This window comes from Singulisphaera acidiphila DSM 18658, from assembly GCF_000242455.2.
GTDB lineage: Bacteria > Planctomycetota > Planctomycetia > Isosphaerales > Isosphaeraceae > Singulisphaera > Singulisphaera acidiphila.
On sequence record NC_019892.1, the window covers coordinates 4,492,369 to 4,513,923 of the forward strand.

At 63.7% G+C, this 21,555-nt stretch carries 15 protein-coding genes and 1 riboswitch; of the genes, 10 read left to right on the forward strand and 5 right to left on the reverse strand.

What is annotated here, in order from left to right; translation table 11 throughout:
- The first annotated feature begins 11 nt into the window (after positions 1 to 11).
- From SINAC_RS17660 to SINAC_RS17695, 8 genes are all read left to right on the forward strand, one after another.
- Positions 12 to 3,086, forward strand: a complete 3,075-nt coding sequence (locus tag SINAC_RS17660; protein ID WP_157579435.1) for a hypothetical protein — start codon at positions 12 to 14, stop codon at positions 3,084 to 3,086.
- Between the two features lie 224 nt (positions 3,087 to 3,310).
- Positions 3,311 to 3,519: riboswitch (cobalamin riboswitch) on the forward strand.
- A 115-nt stretch (positions 3,520 to 3,634) separates the two neighbouring features.
- Positions 3,635 to 4,675, forward strand: coding sequence for a DUF1559 family PulG-like putative transporter (locus tag SINAC_RS17665; RefSeq protein ID WP_020465970.1), 1,041 nt, complete (start codon positions 3,635 to 3,637; stop codon positions 4,673 to 4,675).
- 56 nt (positions 4,676 to 4,731) lie between these two features.
- Positions 4,732 to 4,911, forward strand: coding sequence for a hypothetical protein (locus SINAC_RS17670; RefSeq protein ID WP_015246988.1), 180 nt, complete (start codon positions 4,732 to 4,734; stop codon positions 4,909 to 4,911).
- A gap of 51 nt (positions 4,912 to 4,962) precedes the next feature.
- A complete protein-coding gene (locus tag SINAC_RS17675; RefSeq protein WP_015246989.1) occupies positions 4,963 to 5,886 on the forward strand; it encodes a hypothetical protein in 924 nt (307 codons plus the stop codon).
- 385 nt (positions 5,887 to 6,271) lie between these two features.
- The gene (locus SINAC_RS17680; protein ID WP_015246991.1) at positions 6,272 to 7,015 is read left to right on the forward strand and encodes a nuclear transport factor 2 family protein; all 744 of its coding nucleotides are present in this window, start codon (positions 6,272 to 6,274) and stop codon (positions 7,013 to 7,015) included.
- Positions 7,016 to 7,179: 164 nt separating this feature from the next.
- Positions 7,180 to 8,442, forward strand: coding sequence for a pyridoxal phosphate-dependent aminotransferase (locus SINAC_RS17685; RefSeq protein ID WP_015246992.1), 1,263 nt, complete (start codon positions 7,180 to 7,182; stop codon positions 8,440 to 8,442).
- Between the two features lie 83 nt (positions 8,443 to 8,525).
- A complete protein-coding gene (locus SINAC_RS17690) occupies positions 8,526 to 10,085 on the forward strand; it encodes an N-acyl-D-amino-acid deacylase family protein (RefSeq protein WP_015246993.1) in 1,560 nt (519 codons plus the stop codon).
- 307 nt (positions 10,086 to 10,392) lie between these two features.
- Positions 10,393 to 11,865, forward strand: a complete 1,473-nt coding sequence (locus SINAC_RS17695) for a coproporphyrinogen III oxidase (RefSeq protein WP_015246994.1) — start codon at positions 10,393 to 10,395, stop codon at positions 11,863 to 11,865.
- A 110-nt stretch (positions 11,866 to 11,975) separates the two neighbouring features.
- On the opposite strand, the gene SINAC_RS17700 is transcribed toward SINAC_RS17695, so the two are convergent.
- Together SINAC_RS17700 and SINAC_RS17705 are read right to left on the reverse strand one after the other, a co-directional pair.
- Positions 11,976 to 13,511 (reverse strand): DUF1501 domain-containing protein, encoded by a 1,536-nt coding sequence (locus SINAC_RS17700; protein ID WP_015246995.1) that lies wholly within the window; start codon positions 13,509 to 13,511, stop codon positions 11,976 to 11,978.
- Positions 13,512 to 13,531: 20 nt separating this feature from the next.
- Positions 13,532 to 15,775, reverse strand: a complete 2,244-nt coding sequence (locus tag SINAC_RS17705; protein WP_015246996.1) for a DUF1549 domain-containing protein — start codon at positions 15,773 to 15,775, stop codon at positions 13,532 to 13,534.
- Positions 15,776 to 16,064: 289 nt separating this feature from the next.
- Between SINAC_RS17705 and SINAC_RS17710 the strand changes: the two genes are divergently transcribed.
- Complete coding sequence (locus SINAC_RS17710; RefSeq protein ID WP_015246997.1) at positions 16,065 to 16,313, forward strand: hypothetical protein; 249 nt, start codon at positions 16,065 to 16,067, stop codon at positions 16,311 to 16,313.
- Here the strand turns inward: SINAC_RS17710 and SINAC_RS17715 are convergent.
- The 3 genes from SINAC_RS17715 to SINAC_RS17725 all read right to left on the reverse strand — a co-directional run bounded on the left by SINAC_RS17715 (position 16,294) and on the right by SINAC_RS17725 (position 19,627).
- A complete protein-coding gene (locus SINAC_RS17715) occupies positions 16,294 to 17,940 on the reverse strand; it encodes a prenyltransferase/squalene oxidase repeat-containing protein (protein WP_015246998.1) in 1,647 nt (548 codons plus the stop codon). The genes SINAC_RS17710 and SINAC_RS17715 overlap by 20 nt on opposite strands.
- A 218-nt stretch (positions 17,941 to 18,158) precedes the next feature.
- The gene (locus SINAC_RS17720; protein ID WP_020465967.1) at positions 18,159 to 18,491 is read right to left on the reverse strand and encodes a hypothetical protein; all 333 of its coding nucleotides are present in this window, start codon (positions 18,489 to 18,491) and stop codon (positions 18,159 to 18,161) included.
- A 332-nt stretch (positions 18,492 to 18,823) separates the two neighbouring features.
- Entirely contained in the window at positions 18,824 to 19,627 is an 804-nt protein-coding gene (locus SINAC_RS17725; protein WP_015247000.1) for a hypothetical protein, read from the reverse strand.
- A gap of 940 nt (positions 19,628 to 20,567) precedes the next feature.
- Here SINAC_RS17725 and SINAC_RS17735 point away from each other — a divergent pair.
- Positions 20,568 to 21,533 carry an acyl-ACP desaturase gene (locus SINAC_RS17735; RefSeq protein ID WP_020465965.1) on the forward strand — a complete coding sequence of 322 codons (966 nt, stop codon included), beginning with the start codon at positions 20,568 to 20,570 and terminating at the stop codon, positions 21,531 to 21,533.
- The last annotated feature ends 22 nt before the right edge of the window (positions 21,534 to 21,555 follow it).

Genomic DNA, 21,555 nt, shown 5'->3' on the forward strand with positions numbered 1-21,555 from the left:
GAATTCAGGGTGTGGAGACGCAGCAACGGACGATGGTCGCTGATTATTACACGATGCTGGGCGTTGACCCGGGTGCCGACCGCGGGACGCTGGAGTCGGCACTGGCGCGTTGCCAGCCGCTCTGGTCGTCCGGAACTCGGAACCCGAAGAACAAGCACACCTATCAGTCGTACCTCGACCAGATCCCCGCCCTCCGCCAGGCCCTGCTCGGCGACCCGGACGCTCGAGCGGCCTACGACGCCGAACTCGCCGCAGCGCAGCGGATCGAGCGCGACGGGAAACTCGACACGCTCCAGCGCCTGCTTCGCCTCCGCTCCGCCAAGGGGGGGCTAACCGTCGGCGACCGGACCTTGCTCCGCGACGAAGCCGTCCGGCTCGGGCTGACGGCCGACGACCTCGACCGCCTGGCCGAGTTGATCCCGCCCAAGCCCGAGACGCCCGCCGAGGAGGATACGCCCGACCCTCCGGTCGATGTCCTCGACCCGGCCATGCGCCGGCAGATTCGGGTGGCCCTGACCCACCTCCGCCGCCTGGACCTCTACGACGCCCTGTCGCTCACCCGCGACGCCCCCGCGCAGGAGATCATCGCGCTGGCCGACGCCGAGCGTAGGCGATGGATGCAAAAGGCCCAGGTCACGGCCGAGAAAACCGCCTGGCTCGAGCTGGTCTCGCACGCGCAGTCGCACCTGACCAATCCCGAGTCGCGAGCCCGCTACGACCGGACCCTGGCCCTCGAAGCCGAAGAGACCTTGGTCGCGTCGATTGAGTTCGCCTTGCAGGGTTTGCCGCGTCTCGACCCCGGCACGCGGAACGCCTTGCTCGATGAAGGGGCCGCCCTCGGGATCGGCCCCGAACGCGTCGACCGGCTCATCGTCCGCGCCTGTCGGAGCCTGGGCGTGGCCCGCGACGCCGGCCCTTCGGCCACGACCGTCACGGTACCCCCTCGCCACTTGCGCTGCCGGGTCTGTGTGGGCGTCACTGATTTCGCCCAGGCCGCGCGACAGAAAACAGCAGCCTGCCGCCATTGCCGGGCCTCGCTCCGCTGGGATTGCCCAATCTGCAAGAAGCCGCACTGGATCGACGAACCCCGCTGCCCTTGCGGGTTCAAGGTCGAACTCCGTGACCCGCTGATCCGCCACTTCGAGGCCGCGACCCGGGCCTACAAAACCCGCGACCTCGAGACAGCGCTCCGGCACTTGAAGCGGATCCAGGAGTTCGCGCCGAAACATGTCGGCACCCGCAAGGCGATGGAGCGGATCCAACACCGGCTCGCCGACATCGACCGGGCCCGCGCAGCCTGGGAATCGGCGCGGACCGCGGGCCGACTCGTCGCCGCGCTCGAAACGCTCGAACTCTGGGCCTCGATGCTCCACCCAGGCCACCCCGAGGTCGCGTCCAGTCGGGCCGACCTGACGACCCCATTGCGCCGGGCTCAAAACCTGGCGGCCCGCGGCCGCGCGATCGCGGCCACCGACCCGAAAGCCGCGCGCAGCTTCTATCAGCAGAGTCTCGCCCTCGCCTCCGACCTGCCCGAGGCGCTCGAGGGACTCCAGCGCTGCCCGCCTGACCACCCATCGAGCCTCATCGCTGATTTCGTCGACGGACGCGTCCGGCTCCGTTGGGTGGCTCCGGCCCCCGACGGCCTCGGCCCTCTCTCTTACATACTCTTGCGCAAGCATGGTGGGCCGATCGAGCACCTCGCCGACGGCACGAGGATCGCCGAACTGACCGCCACTGAATATGACGATATCCAAGTCAGCGCGGGCGAGACGGTCAGCTACGCCGCCCTGAGCAGGCGAGGCGGAGCCGAGTCGGTCTCCGCCGCGGCCATCGGGCCGATCGTCCTGCTCGGTGAAGTGACCGATATCCGCGTCGAAGCCGGCGACCAAGAAGTCGATCTCTCCTGGTCTCCCCCGGCCAACGTCCTCGACGTCCGGGTCGTCCGCAAGCTCGGCGCTCCCCCCACCAACGCCAAGGACGGCGAGCGAGTCGAGACGCTCCGCGACCGGGCCCACGACCGCGGCCTCGATAACGATCGGGTCTACCACTACGGCGTCTTCTCCGTCTACAAGATGCCCGACGGCCAGATGATCGCCTCGCGAGGTGTCTTCGTCTCCGCGCAGCCGCACCCGCCGATCGAGATCTTGCCCACCCCGACGCTGTCGCTAGAGGCAGGGGGGCGAATCCGGCTCGATTGGCCAAGGCCACCGCGAGGGACGGTCAAAATTCTCCGCACCCTGAAGCCAGCGGGCCGCGTGCCCGGAGAGCGGCTCTCGTTCGCCGAGGCGGATGCGCTGGACGGGCACTGGCTCGACGTGACCGCCCCCGACCACGCCAACGACCCCGCGCCACCAGCCCTGGGAGTCTGCCACTACACACCGATGATCGCCTCGGCAGGGATGCTCACGGTCGGCCGGAGCGCGGCCTACTCGTGCGTCCCCGACCCGTCCGACCTCCGCGCGACTCGCGTCGGCCACGGTCAGCGGGTCCACCTGCGCTGGCGATGGAGTCCGCAAGGCGCACAGTCGCTCATCGTGGCGCGAGCCGGCTCGGCCCCGCTCGGCTCCGACGACCCCGACGCCCATCGGATCCTGGTCCACGAACTCGACTACGGTCGACTCGGCCACCATACCTTGACCCTGCCTCTGAACGTCGAGGGTCCGTGGCACATCCGGGTCTACAGCGTCGCCCAGGTGGCCGGCCAGACAGTGGTCTCGCCCGGCCTGGAACCGACGGCCCGCACACTTCTGCCCGGCCCGCACCCCGAGGTGACCGTCTCGTACGCCTTCCGCCGTCCTGGGTTCCCGGGCCGCCCCTGGCAGCTCACCTTCCGGACCGAGCCGGCGGGCGCGGAGATTCCACCCACCGCCCTGGTCGCCCACCCGCGCACGATCCCCTTGTCCGTCGACGACGGCGAGATCGTCCAGCAATTCCCCGCCAGCCGCGATGGATCGACCTTCCCGATCCAGTCGAAGCTCGACCTCGCGAAACAACGCGCCCGGATCTTCGCCGACCCGCACACCGAACCCGACAGCATGCCGCCGATTCGCCTCCGCCACCCCGAGAACGGCGCCACACGCGCGTAATCCCCTCCATTCCATTTCCCTGGGACCGCGGCGCCCCGCCCGCTCTTATTTTGAATTTAATTGCTTTCATTAAAATAACTAAAAACCAATAATCATAAAATTAAAAAAAATAAATTATGAGCGGTGCGCCTACGGTCCCAGGGAAGACAATCCCGGTTTTCCCGAAGGGTTCATGCGAGCGGTCTGGTTGCAAATCCCTTGACCAGCGCCAACCAAAATGGCTCTAATGAGCGTCCTCGACAGGTGCTCCCGGCCATTCTCTTTGAATTGGTCCGGGGGAGAATAGGGAAGACGGTGAGAATCCGTCGCGGGGCCGCCGCTGTAATCGGCTAGGTTCCCGGTCCAAAGAGTGCCACTGCCGCGAGGCGGGAAGGCCGGCCGGGAACTGCTCGAAGCCGTAAGCCAGAAGACCTGCCCGTCGAGATTCTGTTCCGATGCTTCGGCCACAAGCATCCGGGCGGGCCGCTCGCAGACCGTCTGCGGAGTGCCGTGCGCCGGTGGGCCGAAGTGAACCCTCTTGCCCGGCCCGGCAGAAAGCGCTGCGTTTCATGTCCACGGTCTCCGTCTCGCCTCCCTCCCCCCGTACTTCCGGCTTCACGCTGATCGAGCTGCTGGTCGTGATCGCCATCATCGCGGTCTTGATCGCGCTCTTGCTGCCCGCCGTCCAGGCGGCGCGTGAAGCAGCCCGCCGAGCCCAGTGCACGAACAACCTCAAGCAGATGGGCCTGGCCGTGGCCAACTATGAATCGGCCACGGGCACGCTGCCCCCAGGCTCGTTCTGGGCCGCGTCGGGCACCGGACCGGGCAAGACGGCCGACGGGTTCAGCCCGTTCGTGATGATCTTGCCCTTCATTGAACAAGCGAATGCTTACAACCTTGTTAATTTCAGCCTGTCGTACAAGAACCCGGCCAACGTGACGATCGCCGGTGTGGGGATCTCGGCCTTCATGTGCCCGAGCGACCCGGCCGCCTTGCAGAATCAGCCGCTGTCCACGACCGTCTATCAGGCCCCGCCACCGGGCAACTGGACCCAGAGCTTCACCAGCTATGCAGGATGCACCGGGATCTGGGACATTCGCCCCCGCCTGGCCGACAGTAATTTTTCGCAGCAGGTGGCCAATATGAATGGCACCATTTACATGTACAGCGCCGTACGCATGGGCGATATCCAGGACGGCACGAGCAGCACGATCCTCTTCGGCGAGCGCGGCCATTCCCTCCTCTCGCCGACCGATCAGGTGGTCAACCAATTCTGGAATTCCGGGTACTGGTACGACACGATGCTCGAGACCTACTACCCGATCAACGCCCACAAGAAGCCGGTCGGCAGCCTGGGAGCCAGATACGTGGCCAACGCGTCGAGCCTGCACTCAGGCGGGGCCAACTTCGGTCTCGTGGATGGCTCGGTCCGATTCTTGAAGGACACGATCGACTCCTGGCCCATCAACCCGGCAACGACGTTGGCGGCCGGGTCGAGTTACGATCAAACCGCAAACCTCTATTCGATTGCGGCGGGTTCCAAGGTTGGCGTGTACCAGGCGCTCTCCACAAGGTCCGGTGGCGAGGTCATCGGAGCGGATTCGTACTGAAATGAACGCCGCTCCGGTGGTCCATGTCACTCTTCCTTTGATGGAGGCTCCTCCCCATGTCGGCCCAGCGTCTGCGTTTGTGGCTCACCCCCCTGATCCTGGTCGTGCCTCTGGAGTTCGTGGGCTGCGCCCCCGCGGACTCGGGCACCATCGACCTCAAGAAGAAGGCCGAGTCCTCGCCCTCAGGCCCCTCGAAACCACGCGAATTTCGCCCGGGTGATCTCGAAGAACGCTGAGATCCTTGACCGATCCGTCCCACCTCATTCGATCAAAAGCGGGTCTTTGTCATGACCACCGAACCGCAAAGTCGGGTCGCCCGGCCCTCGTCCCGGGCACGAGTGCGCTACAACGCGGGCATGAAACTCGTCCGCCGCGCTCATATGTACGTAGGCCTCTTTCTCGTGCCGTTCGTGCTGCTCTACGGCCTGACGGCATTCCTGTTCAACCATCCCGACTGGTTCTCGGATCGATCGGTTCGTCTCATCACCACCCAGGACGCGGCCGGGACCTCTCTCGGATCCTTTCCGAATGCCGGCGAGTTGTCCGCCCAGGTCATCCAGGCGATCAACCAAGGGGGAACGTCGCGTGTGTCGCTCTCCACGGCCCAGGTCCCGGCCTATTCGCGCGACCTTGCCCTCACGGCCAAGGGGGCGGAAGCCGAGCAAGTCATCTTCCTCGAGTTGGAAGCACGCACCGGCTCCGTCCGTTCAGCGCCCGCTCCGAAACCGGTGAGCCGGCCGGCCTGGGCTCGAGCCTCGGTCCCCCTGGACTCGCCCCCCGCCGAGGTAGCCCGAACCGCAGTGGCCGCGATCCTGAAGAAGTGGGGCAGGGGGCCCGATGAGGTCAAGGTCCGCACACCCCCCGAGTTGATCTTCGCCGTCGAAAGCGACGACGGCACCACCTGGCGGGCAGCCTACAACCTGCAAACCGAAGCCTTGACCGTCCGCCCCTGGGGTCCCGACCTCTCAACCCGCCGATTCCTGACGGCCATGCACCTGGCCTGCCGCTACCCGTCCCAGATCAACGTTCAGTGGTGCTGGGCCGCGATCGTCGACCTCATGGCCGTCGCGATGGTCTTCTGGGGGTTCTCAGGACTGTTCATGTGGTGGCAGATGAAGTCCCTCCGGCGCCTCGGCGCAATCGTGCTGGCAGCAAGCCTGATCGGCTCCATCCTGGTGGCGATCGGAATGCATGGCCTCATCGGCCGCTAGACGCCGTTCCTCCCCCCCGTGGCACGGCCCGGCTTTCGGCACGTCTCTTGCATGCTTTGTAAGATCGCTGATCTCCTGAGACCGACCCCGTCGCGTGGGGCCAAGCCATGCGACGGGGTTTTTCCTTGCGCAAGGCCTCCCAAAGGCCATTCCCAACGCCACGCTCTCCATCCCCTTTTTTACAAACAGGGCCCGGAGTTTCATGACAAATCGGCCCTCGCCTCCAATGTTTTACAAAAAATTAAACAAAAGTGTGGCTTCTTCCGCCGCTTGATTCCGCCCTGCCACTACAGTTGCTACAATCAACGTTTCGCTTCGAAGGGTTCCCTCCCTCCTCCTCGTTCCCGAGCCGGCCGAGGGGAGCGGCTTTCAGGATCAAGCACGGATGAACCGGTACACCAGCGACGCCGACGACTTTTACATCAACATGAATTTGAACACGGAAATGGAGCTTCCGACCAGCCGCGACACCGTGCTGCATTACTTCGAACAGATGAAAAAGGCGTTTCCCGACCTCCACAATTTTTTCACGCGAGAGAGCGGCGACCTGGTGCTGGAGGGGGACAAGGAGGAGGAGTCGTATCGCTGGCTCGCGATCGAGCCCAAGCGGCTCTGCTCAGGGCAGATCAATCCCGAGACGGCCGAGGACGCCTACCGCCAGCACGAGATGGTCCTCGAAATGGCTCCTCACCTGCTGACGATCAGCGTACTCGACTGCGAAGCGCTTGACCTCATGTACGGGTTCGACTTCACTTATGAAGGGAACCACGACGAAATCGTGGCCGAAGCCCTGGGCCTCGGTCCCGGCCTCGAAGGTATGCTCGAGCGGCCCGGCGCACGCGTGCTCAACTACGAACCGTCAATCACCCTGGCCCTCGATGAGTCGTGCCGGCTCCAGTGCCGAATCTCGGTCGAGACCCGCACCAACGCCTTTCAAGTCCGGACGGGCGAATTCCCCGAGGACCAGATCAGCGTCTTCTTCACCATCCGCCAGTACTGGGGAGGCGGTCCCGACCAATCCTACCTCGACTCCTTCCGCCGCCAGTGCGCGATCGGTGAAGACTTCGTTCAGAACAAGATCATCCCGCGGATCGTGCAGCCGCTTGCTCAGGCGATCGCATCGCGGTAAAGGCAGAAGAATCTAACCACGAATAACACAAATGACACGAATAAAAACAATTAAATTAAATATTAAATTTTATAATTATTTTCTTCAAATTCATTCGTGTCATTTGTGTCATTCGTGGTTAAAATCTTGTTTTCCCCTGGTTGGAATCTGCTGAGGGGTCACCGATGGTTCGACTCAGTTCGCTGGTCAGGAATCTGAAGGCCGAGACGGCGTTTACCGTGTTGGCCCTGGCGCGTACCCTGAAGGCGCAAGGCAAGGACGTCGTCGAGCTTGAGATCGGTGACAGTCCCTTTCCGAGCCCACCCCACGCCAAGGCGGCGGGGATCCAGGCCATTGAGGAGAACCGGACGGGCTATGGCCCGAGCCTTGGCCTGGCCGAGTTCCGGGCCTCGGCGGCGAACTTCGTTAACGTCGAGTTCGGCCATAATGTGACGGCCGAGAACATCGTCGTGGCGTCGGGGGCGAAGCCGTTCGAGCAGTACTTCGCCGAAGCCTTCCTCGAGCCCGGCGATGGCGTCCTGCTGTTCAGCCCGCACTTCCCGACCTATATCCCCAACCTCGAGCGTCGAGGGGCGCGGGCGGTGCTGGTGCCGCTTCGGGTGGAGGACGACTTTCGCCCCCGGCCGGCCGACGTCGCGCGGTTCCTGGAGAGCGACGCCAAGCCCCGCGCGATCTTCCTGAACTCGCCGCACAACCCGACCGGCGGGATCGCCACCCGCGACGACCTGGAGGCGATCGCCTCGCTGGTGCGCGGGACCGACGTGATGGTCTTTTCCGACGAGCCCTATTGCCACATGGTCTGGCGCGGTCGCCACGAGTCGATCGGGGCGCTGCCTGGGATGCTCGACCACACAGTGGCCGCCTACACGTTCAGCAAGTCGTACAGCATGAGTGGCTGGCGGATCGGCTTCGCGGTCGCGCCCCCCGAAGTGGTCCAGGCGATCGGCAACCTGATCAACACGACCGCGTCATGCAGTCCGCCGTTCGTTCAGTGGGCTGCTCGGGCCGCCTTGGAGCAGGATGCGGCGTCCCGTGACGAGACCATGCAACTCTTCCGCCACAAGGTCGAGCGGCTGGCGGCCGGCCTGGCGAAGATCGACGGGATGCGTGTCGTCCCCCCTGCGGGCACTTTCTACGTCTTTCCCGACGTCCGGCCTCTCTGCAACCGCCTCGGGATCAGCTCACACGGCCTGGCTCTCTACCTGCTCGAAGACGCGGACGACAAGTTCGGCGTCGCCTGCCTCGGCGGCGAGTCGTTTGGTGCGGCCGGGCGCGGCTTCCTCCGCTTCAGTTGCGCGGAGACCGACGAGCGGATCGACCAGGCCGTCGCCTTCCTACCCGAAGCCTTGAGCCGCACCGACCGGATCGCCCAGTTCCTCAAGCGGCGGCCCGAATTCGTGCTCGAAACGCCTTTCGAACTTCGCTAACGGGCGGAGTACCTTCCACGGCACGCACGGCGCGACCCTCGACCTCCTCAACCCTCAAGTCAAAAAGAGAAGCGAGCCCCTTCGTGAACTTTGACCTGATCCTCAAGAACGGCTGGGTGATCGACGGTTCGGGCGGTCTCCCGTACAAGACCGACATCGGCCTGCTCGACACGATGATCGGAACGATGGGGAATCTCGAAGGAGCGCAAGCCGCGCGCGTGCTCGACTGCACCGACCGGTACGTCGTCCCCGGCTTCATCGACGCGCACGTCCACGGCGACGCCGTACTCCTGGCCGACCCAATCCACTTACCCGCCCTCCGCCAAGGCGTAACGACCTACATCATCGGCCAGGACGGCAGCTCGTTCGCGCCGGCGTCCCCCGCGACGATGGATTATATGAGGCGGTACACCGCCGGGTTCAACGCCAACCCGGACATCGACTACGACTGGTCGACCATTGAACAATACCTCAATCGATTCGACCGCCGCACAGCCCTGAACGTAGCGTACCTGATCCCTAACGGTAACGTCCGGATGGAGGTGATGGGGCTCGACCCGCGCCCGGCCACCGACGCCGAAATCCGCGCCATGCAGGCCATGGTCCGAAAAGGGATGGAGGCCGGCGCAGTCGGCCTGTCGACCGGCCTCGACTACATCCCGAGCCGCTACGCCGATGCCCGTGAGATCGCCGCGCTCTGCGAAGTCATCGTCCCCGACGACGGCGTCTATGTGACCCACATGAGAGGCTACGGGGCCAAGGCCCCGATCGGCATGAGCGAGGTCTACGAGATCGCCAAGGCCTCAGGAGTGGCCACCCACATCTCGCACTATAACGGACCGGCCGACTTGCTCCTCCCCTTGCTCGACCAGGGTCGCGCGATGGGCCTGGACCTCACGTTCGACACCTACCCCTACCTTGCCGGCAGCACAATCCTCGGGATGGTCGCGCTCCCCCCCGAAGTCCAGGTTGGTGGGATCGAAGCGACCGTCAAGCGGCTCGCCGATCCCGCTGTCCGAGCCCAACTGAATCGCGACTGGTTCTCGAGCCCGACTCCCTATCCGCTCGACTCGACGACGATCACGATGACGGCCAACCCCGACTGGCGCTGGGCCGAGGGGCTGAAGGTGACCGAAGCTGCCGAACGCGCCGGGATGGCCCCGGGGGACTTCGTCTGCGAGAGCCTGATCGCGTCGGGAATGGCCGTCGGGATCTTCGGGTTCCGCGCGGGAGAGCGGACCGAAGCCGACGTCCGCGCGATCCTCCGTCACCCCGCGCACATGGCCGGGTCCGACGGGATCTTCGGCGGCAGCCATCCACACCCGCGCGGCTGGGGAGCCTTCGCACGTTTCCTCGGCTACCACACCCGCCAACTCGGCGACTACACCTGGGCTGAGGCCGTGACTCACCTGGCCACTCATGCCGCACGCCGGTATCGGCTCAACGACCGCGGCTTGCTCCGCCCCGGGTTCGTGGCTGACATCGCCATCTTCGACCCCGTTACCATCATCGATCGCTCCACCTACGAGGCCGGCCGGACCCTGGCCGAAGGGGTCGATCATGTCCTGGTCAACGGCACGCTCGTTCTCGAGAACGGCGAACCGACGGGCGCCACCCCGGGCCGCGCCCTGAGACGAAGCTAAGAGCGTGCCTAACTCTTGTAGGGACACGGCTTACCAGGTTTCGCCCTCGAGAAGACGAAGCATGGTAGGCCGGGCTCACCCGACAAAACTCAGATCAGCCATAAACATCAGCATTCACTTACAAAACTTGAAGGGGCTACAAGAATCCGCACCTCGGGACGATTTTGCGGACATTCGTTGTCCTGATTCCCAGTAGCCGGAGCCAAATCGAGCTCGTATCAACAAAGACGGTCAAGCGCAGCCACCCATCATCCACCAGACGTCACATCTCGAACGGTAGCAAGTCGGCCCGAAGGGAAGACGGCTCATGTTCAAGCCCAACGCAAATCCATTCCCGGTCTTGGAAGAACAGTCAGAGCTGCGGCGGCTGACGCAACGCCCCCAGCGGCATCGTCTTTTGCACGGTTACCCGCTCGCCGCAGCCATGCCACGAGTCGAGCCGGGGGATCGATCCTCGCAGGGTCTCCTGCATTTCCAGCCCGATCGAGGACTGCTTGTCGGCGTGCTGCCGCACCCGTTCTGCAACCCGACCGTCACCGGATGCGGCTTCTGCACGTTTCCCCATGAGACGTTCAACCGGGGCGGGGCGGTCGGCGTGATGGACCACGTCGTGAAGGAACTCGAACAGAAGCGCGAGGCGGACCCAAGTCTGGCCGGTCGGCCCGTCGCGGGCCTCTACTTCGGCGGTGGCACAGCGAATCTCAGCCCGGCAGATTCCTTCCGCACCCTCTGCCGCGCCCTGGCGAATACCTTCGACCTATCGACCGCTGAAGTCACGCTCGAAGGCGTTCCCGCCGCCTTTCTCAACCGCACCCCATTGCTCGCGGACATCCTCCGGGAGGAGCTCCCTGCCCGTCACTTCCGCCTGAGCATGGGCATCCAGACTTTCGACGAAGCTCGCCTGCAACAGATGGGCCGGCTCGGCTTCGGCACCGCCACGACGTTTCGCGACGTCGTTCGGCTCGGTCATGCGCGTGGTTTCACGGTCTCGGGCGACCTTCTCTTCAACCTCCCCGGCCAACCCCTGACAGTGATGCGCGACGATATAGGCCAGGCGATCGAGCTTGGACTCGACCACCTCGGCCTGTACCACCTCGTGATGTTCGCCGGCCTGGGAACAGAATGGTCTCGCGACCCGGCCCTGGTGGCCTCACTGCCAACAAACCCGGTCGCCGCCCAGCACTGGCTGGAGCTCCGATCGTTGCTGCACGAGCAAGGGTTTTACCAGACGACCCTGACCAACTTCGAGCGCCGCGAATTCCTCGGCCAAGACAGGCGGTTCGTCTACGAGGAACGGAGCTTCCAGCCCGACCGGTACGACATGATCGGCCTCGGCCCCACCGGCATCTCGTTCGCGGGGTCCGGACAAACGGCCGTCAAGGTGATCAACCCGGACAGCGCGTCCGCGTACGTCGAAGCCGTCAACCAAGGTGGAGCGGCCTGCTGGAACCGTGCCTTCACTTATGCGCCTCGCGATCTCCGTGTCCTCCACCTGACCCGCAGCCTCTCCGCCCTCCGAATCGATCGCCCCAGGTATCAAGGCTTCTTCGGGACCGACCCACGCGATGACTTCCCTCGGGAATTCGCGGCCCTCGAGCAGGAGGGACTCATCCTCGTATCCGACGGCGCGATCGAACCGACCTGCCTCGGCATGTTCTACGCCGATTCAATCGCGGCCCTCTTGTCCTGGAAGCAAGTCCTGGGCCTCCGGAACCAGCACAGCGCGGTGGGATCTCCCACGGCCAGCCACGCCAATTCAAACTCACGTAGCCACATGTAATCAATAACCAAAGGGACGACCGTCAGAGTCGGCCTACGCGTGTGACGGTCGCCCCTCCGAGGCTGCAAAACGTATCCATAGCGAAACTGGCTCTCAATCAACGGCTCCGCTCACAGCAGAATCTTATTGAGAACCTGTCCCGCCACGTCGGTCAGACGAAAGCGACGGCCGTTGTATTGATAAGTGAGTCGCTCGTGCTCGAGACCGAGCAGGTGGAGAACCGTGGCGTGGATGTCATTGACATGAACCTTGTCGACGGCGGCCGCATAGCCTACTTCATCCGACTCACCGTAGCTGACGCCTCCTTTGATTCCTCCGCCGGCCATCCAGAGCGTGAAGCCGTGGGGATTGTGATCGCGACCGGGCGTCTGGCCGGTCTGGGCAATTGGCAAGCGGCCGAATTCTCCGCCCCAGATGACGAGCGTCTCGTCCAGCAGACCCCGCTGCTCCAGGTCGGCCAGTAAGCCGGCAATCGGCTTGTCGGTCTCGCCCGCAAACTGCTCGTGGTTCCCCTTGATGTCGGCGTGGCCGTCCCAAGAGCGCTGGTTCTCCATGCCGCCCGAGTAGATCTGAATGAACCGGACACCCCGCTCGACCATCCGACGGGCCGTCAGGCACTGGCGGGCGACATGTTCGCAGCGCGGATCGTCGAGGCCGTAGAGCTGCCGGATGTGCGCGGGCTCAGCGTCGATGGCAATCGCCTCGGGCGCGGCCGACTGCATGCGATAGGCCAGTTCGAAGCTCTCGATACGGGCGGCCAGCTCCATCTCGGCCCGGTTCTGATCCTGATCCTGGTGGATCCGGTTGAACTGCTTGATGAGGTCGAGTTGCGCTCGCTGCTGGACGTCGGTCATCCCCCCGGCTCGTTCCAGGTTGTCGATCGGCGACCCCTTGGGACGAAGGTGCGTCCCCTGATAGACGCCGGGCAGGAACGCCGCGCCCCAGTTGGCCGCCTGGCCCTTGGGGAGCCCACGTCCCCTGGGGTCGCTCATCACGACGAACCCAGGGAGGCTCTGGTTCTCGCTCCCCAGGCCGTAGGTCACCCATGACCCGACGCAAGGGAACCCCATTCGGGGTAACCCCGTGTTCATCATAAACAGGGCCGGTGAGTGATTGTTCGACTCGGTGTGGGCCGAGTGGATGAACGCCATCTTGTCGACGTGCTGGCCGAGGTACGGGAACAATTCCGAGACCATCTTGCCGCACGCTCCGCGCGGGCTGAACCGAAAGGGGGACTTCATCAAGCCGCCGACCTGGTCCTTGAAGAACCCGGTCGTGTTCTTGAACGAAGAGTCGAACTCGCGCATCGACTTGCCGTTCCACCTGGCGAGGGCCGGCTTGTAGTCCCAGGTGTCGACCTGGCTCGGGCCCCCGTTGATGAAGATCCAGATCACCCGCTTGGCGCGTCCCGGGAAGTGAGCGGGGCGCGAGGCCATCGGATTCAGAGCCAGATTGCCGAGGCCCTCCGCCGCGCGGGCCGGAGTTTCGAGCAGTCCTTCCTGGTGGAGCAGGCCGGCCAGCCCAATCAGGCCGAACCCGCCGCCTGCGCGTTGAAGAAGGCTGCGACGCGTGAGGATCGGCTCGGGAGCAGAGTCGGTCGACGCCCGAGCGAGCCGCGGAACTGGGTTCGAGGAATCCCGCTTCATGGGTGGCTCTTCTCTGGATTTCAAGGGATATAAATCAGCTCACTGGTCCCCATCAATGACTGACAGAGATCCGTGAGCGCAAGCTGTCCCGGGTTCGACTGGCCGGCCTGCTTGTAGGCCTCACTCTGGTTCTTGATGAAGTCGGTGGAGAATCTTGCCTCGGCGGCGGTCGGCTCACGGCCGAAAGCCATCCGGTAAGCCTGTCGGACGACGTTTGCGTCCGGTTCGCCAGCCAGGCGAATGGCGAAGTGCTCGGCAGCACGCCGCCCCTCGGAGCTGTTCATGAACATCAAGGCTTGCGATGCGGTGGTCGTCGTCCCGCGCTGGCCGATGCTCACGAGGTGCTCGGGCCAGTCGAAGAGCATCATCGTCGGGATCAGCTCGCTCCGCTTGATAAAGAAGTAGACGCTCCGACGCCCCATCGACGGGTCGAGCGAGCCGGGGCCGTGCATGCGGAGGTCGAGGAGTCCGGCGACCTGAAGCATGATGTCGCGGATCGGCTCAGCCTCGAGCCGCCTCGAGACGTGTCTCCAATGCCACTGATTCTCCCGGTCGATGGCGGCGCGCGACTCGTCGAACTCCCCGCTCTGGCAGTAGACCGCGCTCGTGACGATCAAGCGGTGAATCGGTTTGAGCCGCCAGCCCTCGCGAATCAGCTCGGACGCGAGCCAGTCGAGCAGCTCAAGGTGAGTCGGCCGCTCGCCTTGGGCACCGAAGTCGTTGGGCGTGGCGACGATCCCGCGACCGAAACGGTAATGCCAGAGCCGGTTCACCGCCACCCGCGCGGCCAGCGCACCGGCCCCTTGGTTCGCGTCGGTCAGCCAGTTCGCGAGTGCCGCGCGGCGAAAGCTGGTGCGAGTCCAACCGGCGGGCGGCTCAACGCGCCAGGATGAAGCATCGCGGTCGGCGGACATCAGCACGCGGAGGAAGCTCGGACGCGCCTCGCCTTTCTTCTGGTTGAGGTCACCACGGCTCAGAATAAAGGTCGTCGGGTAAAAGTGCGGAAATCCGCGCCCGTCCGCGTTGTGCTTGGTGTGCGGAAAGCCCTCGCTGGTGACCTGCATCTTGACCGGCTTCTCGCCAGGACGGGGAGAGATCTCCATCTCGCTCCGGATGGCCGTCGAGAAGGTCGCCGCCATCCGGTAATAGTCCTCCGCCGGGATCGGATCGAACTTGTGGTCGTGGCAGCGGGCGCAGCCAATCGAGAGCCCGAGGAAGGCCGATCCGGTCGTCGCAGTCATATCGCTTAATTCTTCATAGCGTGCCGACTCGAACTCAGCCTCGGTGAGTTGCGTCGGAAAGGCGCTCGCGCCCAGGAATCCGGTGGCGGCCATGGCAAGCGGATCATCAGGTGCCAGCTCGTCGCCCGCAACCTGCCAGCGGACGAACTGGTCGTAGGGCATATCCCGGTTCAGGGCATCGATCAAGAAGTCTCGATAGTGATAGGCATAAGGACGATCGTAATCCTGTTCGTAGCCGTGCGATTCGGCAAACCGGGCGACGTCCATCCAATGCCGGGCCCAACGCTCGCCGTATTGCGGCGAGGCGAGAAGCCGATCGACCAGCCGCTCGTAAGCATCGGGCGCGGGATCGGCGACAAAGGCATCGACCTCCTCAGGTGTCGGCAGCAGGCCGAGCAGGTCAAGAGAGAGGCGGCGGATCAAGACGCGGCGGTCGGCCGTTGGATTCGGCTTCAAGCCGTGTTCCTCGAGCTTGCTGAGAATGAAGTGATCGACCGGGGTGCGTGTCCAGGCCGTGTCTCGCACCGTCGGCGGGGCGACGGTCAAGAGCGGGCGAAACGACCAGAACTGGCGGTCCTCGTCGCTGATCGCGGTCGCCCGGGGCTTGCCCCCGTCCGCTCGCTCAACCAAGGGTCGGTCGTAGGGAGCCCCCAGGTCGATCCAGCGCGCAATCCGCTCAGCGGTCTCGGCCGGCAGCTTGGACCCCTTCTGAGGCATGTGCGGCTCCTCCGCATGCGTGATCAGCGCATAGAGCAGGCTCTCCTTGCCCCCCCCTTCGATCGCGCCACTGCTCATCAACGGCTTGCGATCGGAAAGGTCGAAGTCTCCCTTGATCGTCTTACCGCCGTGGCAATTGAGGCAGTGCTGCGTCAGCGCCGGGCGAACGTGCTCCTTGAAAAGCGCCAACCCTTCCTTCATTCGCCGGGCGTGATCGGGCGGCACTTGAGCCAAGGCCGATCGCCCGATGACGAAAAGGAGGAGGGCCAGCAGCATCAGGACGGCAGGATGGCGAGACATTCTCATGCGACTGTCTACGCTCCTTATGGATTTCGAAGGTCGTCAGAATAGTGGGATGGCAAGGCTCGATCATCACGGAGAATCGAGCCGGACCGCCTGAGAAACTCCCTCCGGATCCGGACTTGGCTGTATGATACGATCGAAAAGCGGGTTGTCACAATCATTTCCCGCAACCGGTCGCAGTGAGACTTCTCAGACGGGTTTACAGCCTGATGCGACCAACGGCTCAGTGGCGCATCTGGCAAGTTCGTTGGCATCGAACGTTGAGTTGGGATTTAGCGCGGAGGTCACGGCATTGAAGAACCGCGATCTGCGACTTGCCGAGGAGATACGCTCAGCCTGCCTCCGTGCCGCCTTGGAAGCCTATGAAGACGGCGGACTCCGGGGACTGTGCGCGGAAGGACGCTGGGAATATGCCCTGGAGGCGATCCGCTCACTCGCCCTGGTCCCACTGCTCAAACCGGACGAACCGGAGGGGGGGCAGGGGCGGACCTCACTGGCCGAAGAGGCCTACGCAGGTGATTTCATGACGCAGGGGGAGTGACCGGAAGGACAAGGGGTTCCGGCTTTGCAGCGGGATCCCGCGGCTCCTCCCGAGGCAACTCGGGTTTATCCTTATCCGAATCGCTGGGCTGGTAGAGGGGCAGGTAGCGGTAATAGACTTCCAGGGTCAGGAGCGAGAGCGCCGTGAGGAAGTGCCGGCCCGCGCTCCGGCCCCACAGGTCGGGCTGGGGGGTGAACGGATCCCAGCTTCCTCGATCGCAGCCATTCCCGCCAACCTGCATGGAGATCAGGCCGTCACGCACCCGGCTATTCCAGCGCGGCCAGTCCTTGTTCTGCATGTTGTGGAGGAGCTGAGTCGCATAATACCAATAGTAGATATTACGCTCCGCCGATTGTTCAAGGTCGGCCGCGACGTGTGCGACCCCTTTGACCAAGGGGGGGAATTCTCGAGGCCAGCCGAGGTATTGCCGGGTGAGGAGCGCCTCGGCGGTCATGACAGGGGAAGCCCCTCGCCCCGGCCGGTAGGCGTACATCGTCCTGGATTCGTCGACAGCCGCCAGGTCGAGATAGATCTTGCATCCCTTGGTGACGTTGCGGGGGACCTGGAGGCCGGCCAATCGGGCGCTTCGCAGGGCGAACATCTGCCAGCCGAAGACCGAAGTGTCGCCCGATTGCCCGGGGAAGTAGCGCCAGCCGCCATCCTGTGAGTTCTGCGAAGCGATGACGAAGTCCAAGGCTCGCTGCGCCGGGCGACGGAGCGTCGGCTCTCCGGATATCCCATAAGCTTCGCACAGTGCCATCGCGGCGATCGCATGGCTGTACATACGAGCGGTATCTCCACCGTTGATGTACAGCTCGCCGCTCGGCTGCTGGTGTTGAACCAGCCACTCCAGCCCTTTGCGCACGTTCATCTGATAGCGCGTCTTGACCGTGTGGATGTGGCCGGCCCCAAGCAAGGGCAAGAGCGCCAGGCCGGTGGCGGCGGTTTCCGACTCGAGGCAGACCTGCTCGGGGCAGCCGGCCCCCTGGCACTGCCCATGAAAATTCAAGCTCCAGCCGCCGTCGAGCCGTTGGTGGCGGACGAGCCAGTCGAGGCCATCCTCAACGGCTTTCTCCGACCGCACCGTCCCCCCCTCCCTGCGGACGAGCTGGGCCCGGCTCATCCCTTGCCGCCCCGAGAACGGCGCGGAGAGGCCTTCCACATGCAGGGCCATGGCCATCCCCTTGCCTTTACCCGGCACGCGGGCCAGTTCGGTCGGGATCTCGGGGGCCATCAGCTCGGGGGAAAACTGGGTGAGCGTCGGCAACGCCGGCTGGTTGATCGTTTTGACGTCGGGCGGGGCCGCCTCGAGCGAGAGCGACGGGGTCTCATCCGACTTCTGGGTGGTGAACGGGTCGCCTGCGTGATCGGACGGGGTCAGCGAGAGAAGGTCCTCCGTGAGCTGAGATGGTATGGTGGCCTGAATCTCGAGATCCTTCGGTCCTCCGCCATGTGCGTAGAGATAAAGTGCCAGCAGCAGCAAGCCGGCCGCGTGGAGCAAGATGCTGGTTCCCCAGGACGGGACCCAGAGCATCAAGAAAGGCGCCAGGCGATCGAGCCGGGCATGCACGCGCCGGACCTTGACTCGGAGGACACGGAGAAGTCGAGGTCGCTGGGAATTCCGCATCGGAGGATCCGTCCGGATCGAGAGGCCGGGGTGCGCGATGGGTCTCTTAATAGTGTAGTCGCATAGGCTGCCACAAAGCCAGAGGGGCGCCGAACAAGAATCAGTTGCTTAAATCCACGGGCATCATCGCGTTTTCATGATCAGGCGGGCGAGACCGATCTGGCAAATCTCCGGAGATTGCGCAACTTTGGTGCTGCCTAATTCTTTCCGTGGTGCATTCAAGGCAGCTCGTTGAAGTCCGCCTCCGACGTCTCGTCGGCCAGCTTCACGCCATCGCCGATCGAGCCGGAGCGGTAGTAGCGAAACCTGAGGGACATTTTAACTTGCCCTCCAACGACGGGCGCAGTTCCAAAATTGAGGAGTCGCAAATGGCGCGGGGCAAGGCCGAGAAAGTTCGTCGAATTGTATTTGAGTTCCATCCCCGCCGCACGAAGAGCGGCCTCGCCGTCGAGCGGGCCGACGACCCCCGTGACTTCAATCGGCGGCCCGGACGAGGCCAACGGGTCGGCCTCCAACTTCTTACGCAGACATTCGCGCCAATCATTCGCCATTTCAGAATCTTTCATAAAATGTCCGTTTTTAAGAGAACAGGGCCAGCCCGAGTCGGCCTCGCTCACAAGCGCCGCCAAGCATGACCCGAAAAGGATCCGGCCAAAAGAACAGAACGACAGCCCCGGCCAGAAGCCCCAGACACGACCAAACCCACAACGTAATTCAACATACGAGCCAAAGATAACACACAAAGGATTCCTATCAAAAACGCTGGGTGCCTGCCAAGCTCAGCGGAAGAAGATGAAAGAGAAGGGTGGGGGATCAATCCTCAGTCGACGTCCGGCGCAAGAGCCGGACGTCGACCCAAGACGGCGGGAGAGGATTGCCGGGGTTACGTGTGAGCGTGACGGTGGACCCCCAGGATCGGAACGGGTTGGAGCAGTTCACCCGAGCCGACCAAAGAGCCGACAACGGCCATCGCCATTGAAGTAACAACGCCCAGGAGGGTCCACCAGGTGGCCTGCCTCGCCCCCTGCGTCGCCTGGCTGGCGGCCTCTCGGACTTCGCGATGGCTGGCGACTTCGCGTGCCACGTCAGGGAGACTGGCCGGGTCGCTGCTGAGCCGATCAAGAGCGCCCTTGATCTCGACTTGTGCCTTCTTAGCTTGCTCCTCGCTGATCCCGGCCTTCTGAAGATCCGCCACGAACTTCTCACCGCCCAGCTCGGTGTTGTAGCGACGGCGGAGGCTATCGACGATGCCGGAAGCAGCCGGCGGACCGGCCGCATCGCGTTCGACAGCCAGGGAATAGGCTCCCGAAGAAAGGCCGACCATCGCGCCAAACCCCGTTCGGATCCCAACGCTGAACAACCAGACGAGGCCGAGGAAGAGCGCCCCCCAAAGGATGATGCCGTAGAGGACGGCCTCCAGCTTGCTCTCGCCAACGGCCAGCCGGCTCGTGGTCCATCCGCCAAAGAACATCGCGAGGAGCAGAGCCAGAACCGAGTAGACGGCCGCCCCCGCCCCCAAATGCGTGGTCGCGCCTCGCACGGCGACCTCCAGCCCGAGAGCAGCCCCCAGAAGGGTCATCACGAAATAGACAGCCGTGGCGATCATCGCCCCTGCGGCGATGGCGGCCCAGCTTACGCGACTTCGAACGGCCAGCACATCGTCAGGCCTAGGGAATGATGCATTCATCTCTTGAAGCTCCTTACTCACTCGAGTTGCGGAAATGCACTGACGAGCCGTGGCGTCTGAATCCACGGTCGCCTCCCTTTTTTTTCGCTCACCCAACGCGGACGAGCGTTCTCGCCATCGTCATCGCTTCGGAGGACCCCTGAATCCTCGGTCCTTGGCGTAACAAAGCAGCGCTTGCTCAATCGTGTCGGCCAAACCGAGGCGGCAGTGGTCGGCGAAGCCGTCAAGCCACAATTTCCATTCCGGCGAGCCCCTCAAAGCCACAACCGTCTGCCGCGCCGGCCCCACCCGCTTGGGACGACCAGGTTTCCTCGGGTTCGTCTCTGCCATTGGCACCACCACCCAATCCGAATCGTCGATCGGTCGGGTCACCTCACCCCACTACTCATCATAACAATGCTGTCATCAAGACAAGCGGAAAATTAACAAATAATTCATTTTCATGCTCTTTTTTTTATTGTGTCCGGCATAGTTTTTGACTAGACTACCAGTGATACGAGCAAGATTCTGCGCGACTCAACATCACCCCCTCATTCATGGGCGATCTCATTTCGGTAGTCCGTGGGCTGACTCAACTTCCCAAGACGGTTTTTCGCACTCGTTTGAACGAAATGGACAAACCATCAATTTGTGGATCCAAAACAACAGGATATTGGTCTTTCGGGGAATGCAACCCCCGTGCCGCGAGCCCTTGGAGTTGCATTTCGTAATCCCACCCCACTGAGATCCGCCTGGTCTAGGATAGGGGGAAAGCTTGTTTTCCTGGGGAATTGCCCCAATCCTCAACGTGGGGCAACGAATTACGTTTACGAAGCGGCAAGGACGCCCATTGCAGGGTCCCGTAGAATCCCAAGAGCGCGCAGAGCAAGTTCTCCAAACATAATGGCCGGACGGCAACCCGGATCGGGCGATGCGGGCTACCAACGGAAGGCGATCCGGCATGGATGTGATTGAAAGTCTGCAAGGGTTCGTTGGAGAAAACCTGTCCCTACTCGCCCCGGTGGACCAGGCGTGGCAGCCGACGGACTTCCTCCCGGACCTGCGATCCAAGGATTGGGTTGAGCAACTCGCGGCGTTCCGACAGTCGGCCGAACGGCTCTCCGACGAGTTGCTGGTCGTCCTGGTCGGGAATATGGTCACCGAGGAGGCGTTGCCGAACTACACCCTGCCGCTCTCCCGAATCGCCCGAGACGACACCGGGACCGCCGATGAACCCTGGGCCAAGTGGCTTCGGGGGTGGACGGCCGAGGAGAACCGCCACGGCGACCTGCTCAACGCCTACCTGCGGCTCACGGGGAGGGTAAACATGCGTGCGGTCGAACGCACCATCCACCACCTGCTCAAAAACGGTTTCAACCCCCGCAGCAAGGACGACGGTTATTCCGGCCTGATCTACGCCGCGTTCCAGGAACGGGCGACCCGCATCACCCACATGAACGTCGGCAAGCTCGCAGCCGCGCAAGGGGACGAGAAGCTCTCGAAGATCTGCCGGCGAATCGCGGGGGACGAAGCACGCCACGAGACCTTCTACACGCGCGTCGTCGGCGAGATCATGGAACGCGATCCCGAAGGGGGGACACTCGCCTACCGAGCGGTCCTCAAGGGACTCATCGCCATGCCCGGGCGCCTGATGGGCGACGGCAAGGATCCCGACCTCTACGACCACTTCGCAACGGTCACCCAGCGCGTGGGGGCCTACACGGTCCGAGACTACGCCCAAATTATCGAGCACCTGAACCAGAGTTGGGGCGTCACGCATCGCTCGCTCACCGGGCAGGCGGCCCGGGCCCAGGACTATCTCTGTCGGCAACCGGAACGTTATGAACACGCGGCCGACGGGATCGCGGAGCGAATCAACCAGGCCCCACCGACGCCTTACACCTGGATTGATGGCCGGACAACCTGACCTGAGGGGGATCGTCGGCTGA

Bases quoted from the DNA above. Each gene is read 5' to 3' on its own strand.
- SINAC_RS17665 (WP_020465970.1), top strand. From the start codon at position 3,635: ATGTCCACGGTCTCCGTCTCGCCTCCCTCCCCCCGTACTTCCGGCTTC.
- SINAC_RS17670 (WP_015246988.1), top strand. From the start codon at position 4,732: ATGTCGGCCCAGCGTCTGCGTTTGTGGCTCACCCCCCTGATCCTGGTC.
- SINAC_RS17675 (WP_015246989.1), top strand. From the start codon at position 4,963: ATGACCACCGAACCGCAAAGTCGGGTCGCCCGGCCCTCGTCCCGGGCA.
- SINAC_RS17680 (WP_015246991.1), top strand. From the start codon at position 6,272: ATGAACCGGTACACCAGCGACGCCGACGACTTTTACATCAACATGAAT.
- SINAC_RS17685 (WP_015246992.1), top strand. From the start codon at position 7,180: ATGGTTCGACTCAGTTCGCTGGTCAGGAATCTGAAGGCCGAGACGGCG.
- SINAC_RS17695 (WP_015246994.1), top strand. From the start codon at position 10,393: ATGTTCAAGCCCAACGCAAATCCATTCCCGGTCTTGGAAGAACAGTCA.
- SINAC_RS17700 (WP_015246995.1), bottom strand. From the start codon at position 13,511: ATGAAGCGGGATTCCTCGAACCCAGTTCCGCGGCTCGCTCGGGCGTCG.
- SINAC_RS17705 (WP_015246996.1), bottom strand. From the start codon at position 15,775: ATGAGAATGTCTCGCCATCCTGCCGTCCTGATGCTGCTGGCCCTCCTC.
- SINAC_RS17715 (WP_015246998.1), bottom strand. From the start codon at position 17,940: ATGCGGAATTCCCAGCGACCTCGACTTCTCCGTGTCCTCCGAGTCAAG.
- SINAC_RS17720 (WP_020465967.1), bottom strand. From the start codon at position 18,491: ATGGCGAATGATTGGCGCGAATGTCTGCGTAAGAAGTTGGAGGCCGAC.
- SINAC_RS17725 (WP_015247000.1), bottom strand. From the start codon at position 19,627: ATGAATGCATCATTCCCTAGGCCTGACGATGTGCTGGCCGTTCGAAGT.
- SINAC_RS17735 (WP_020465965.1), top strand. From the start codon at position 20,568: ATGGATGTGATTGAAAGTCTGCAAGGGTTCGTTGGAGAAAACCTGTCC.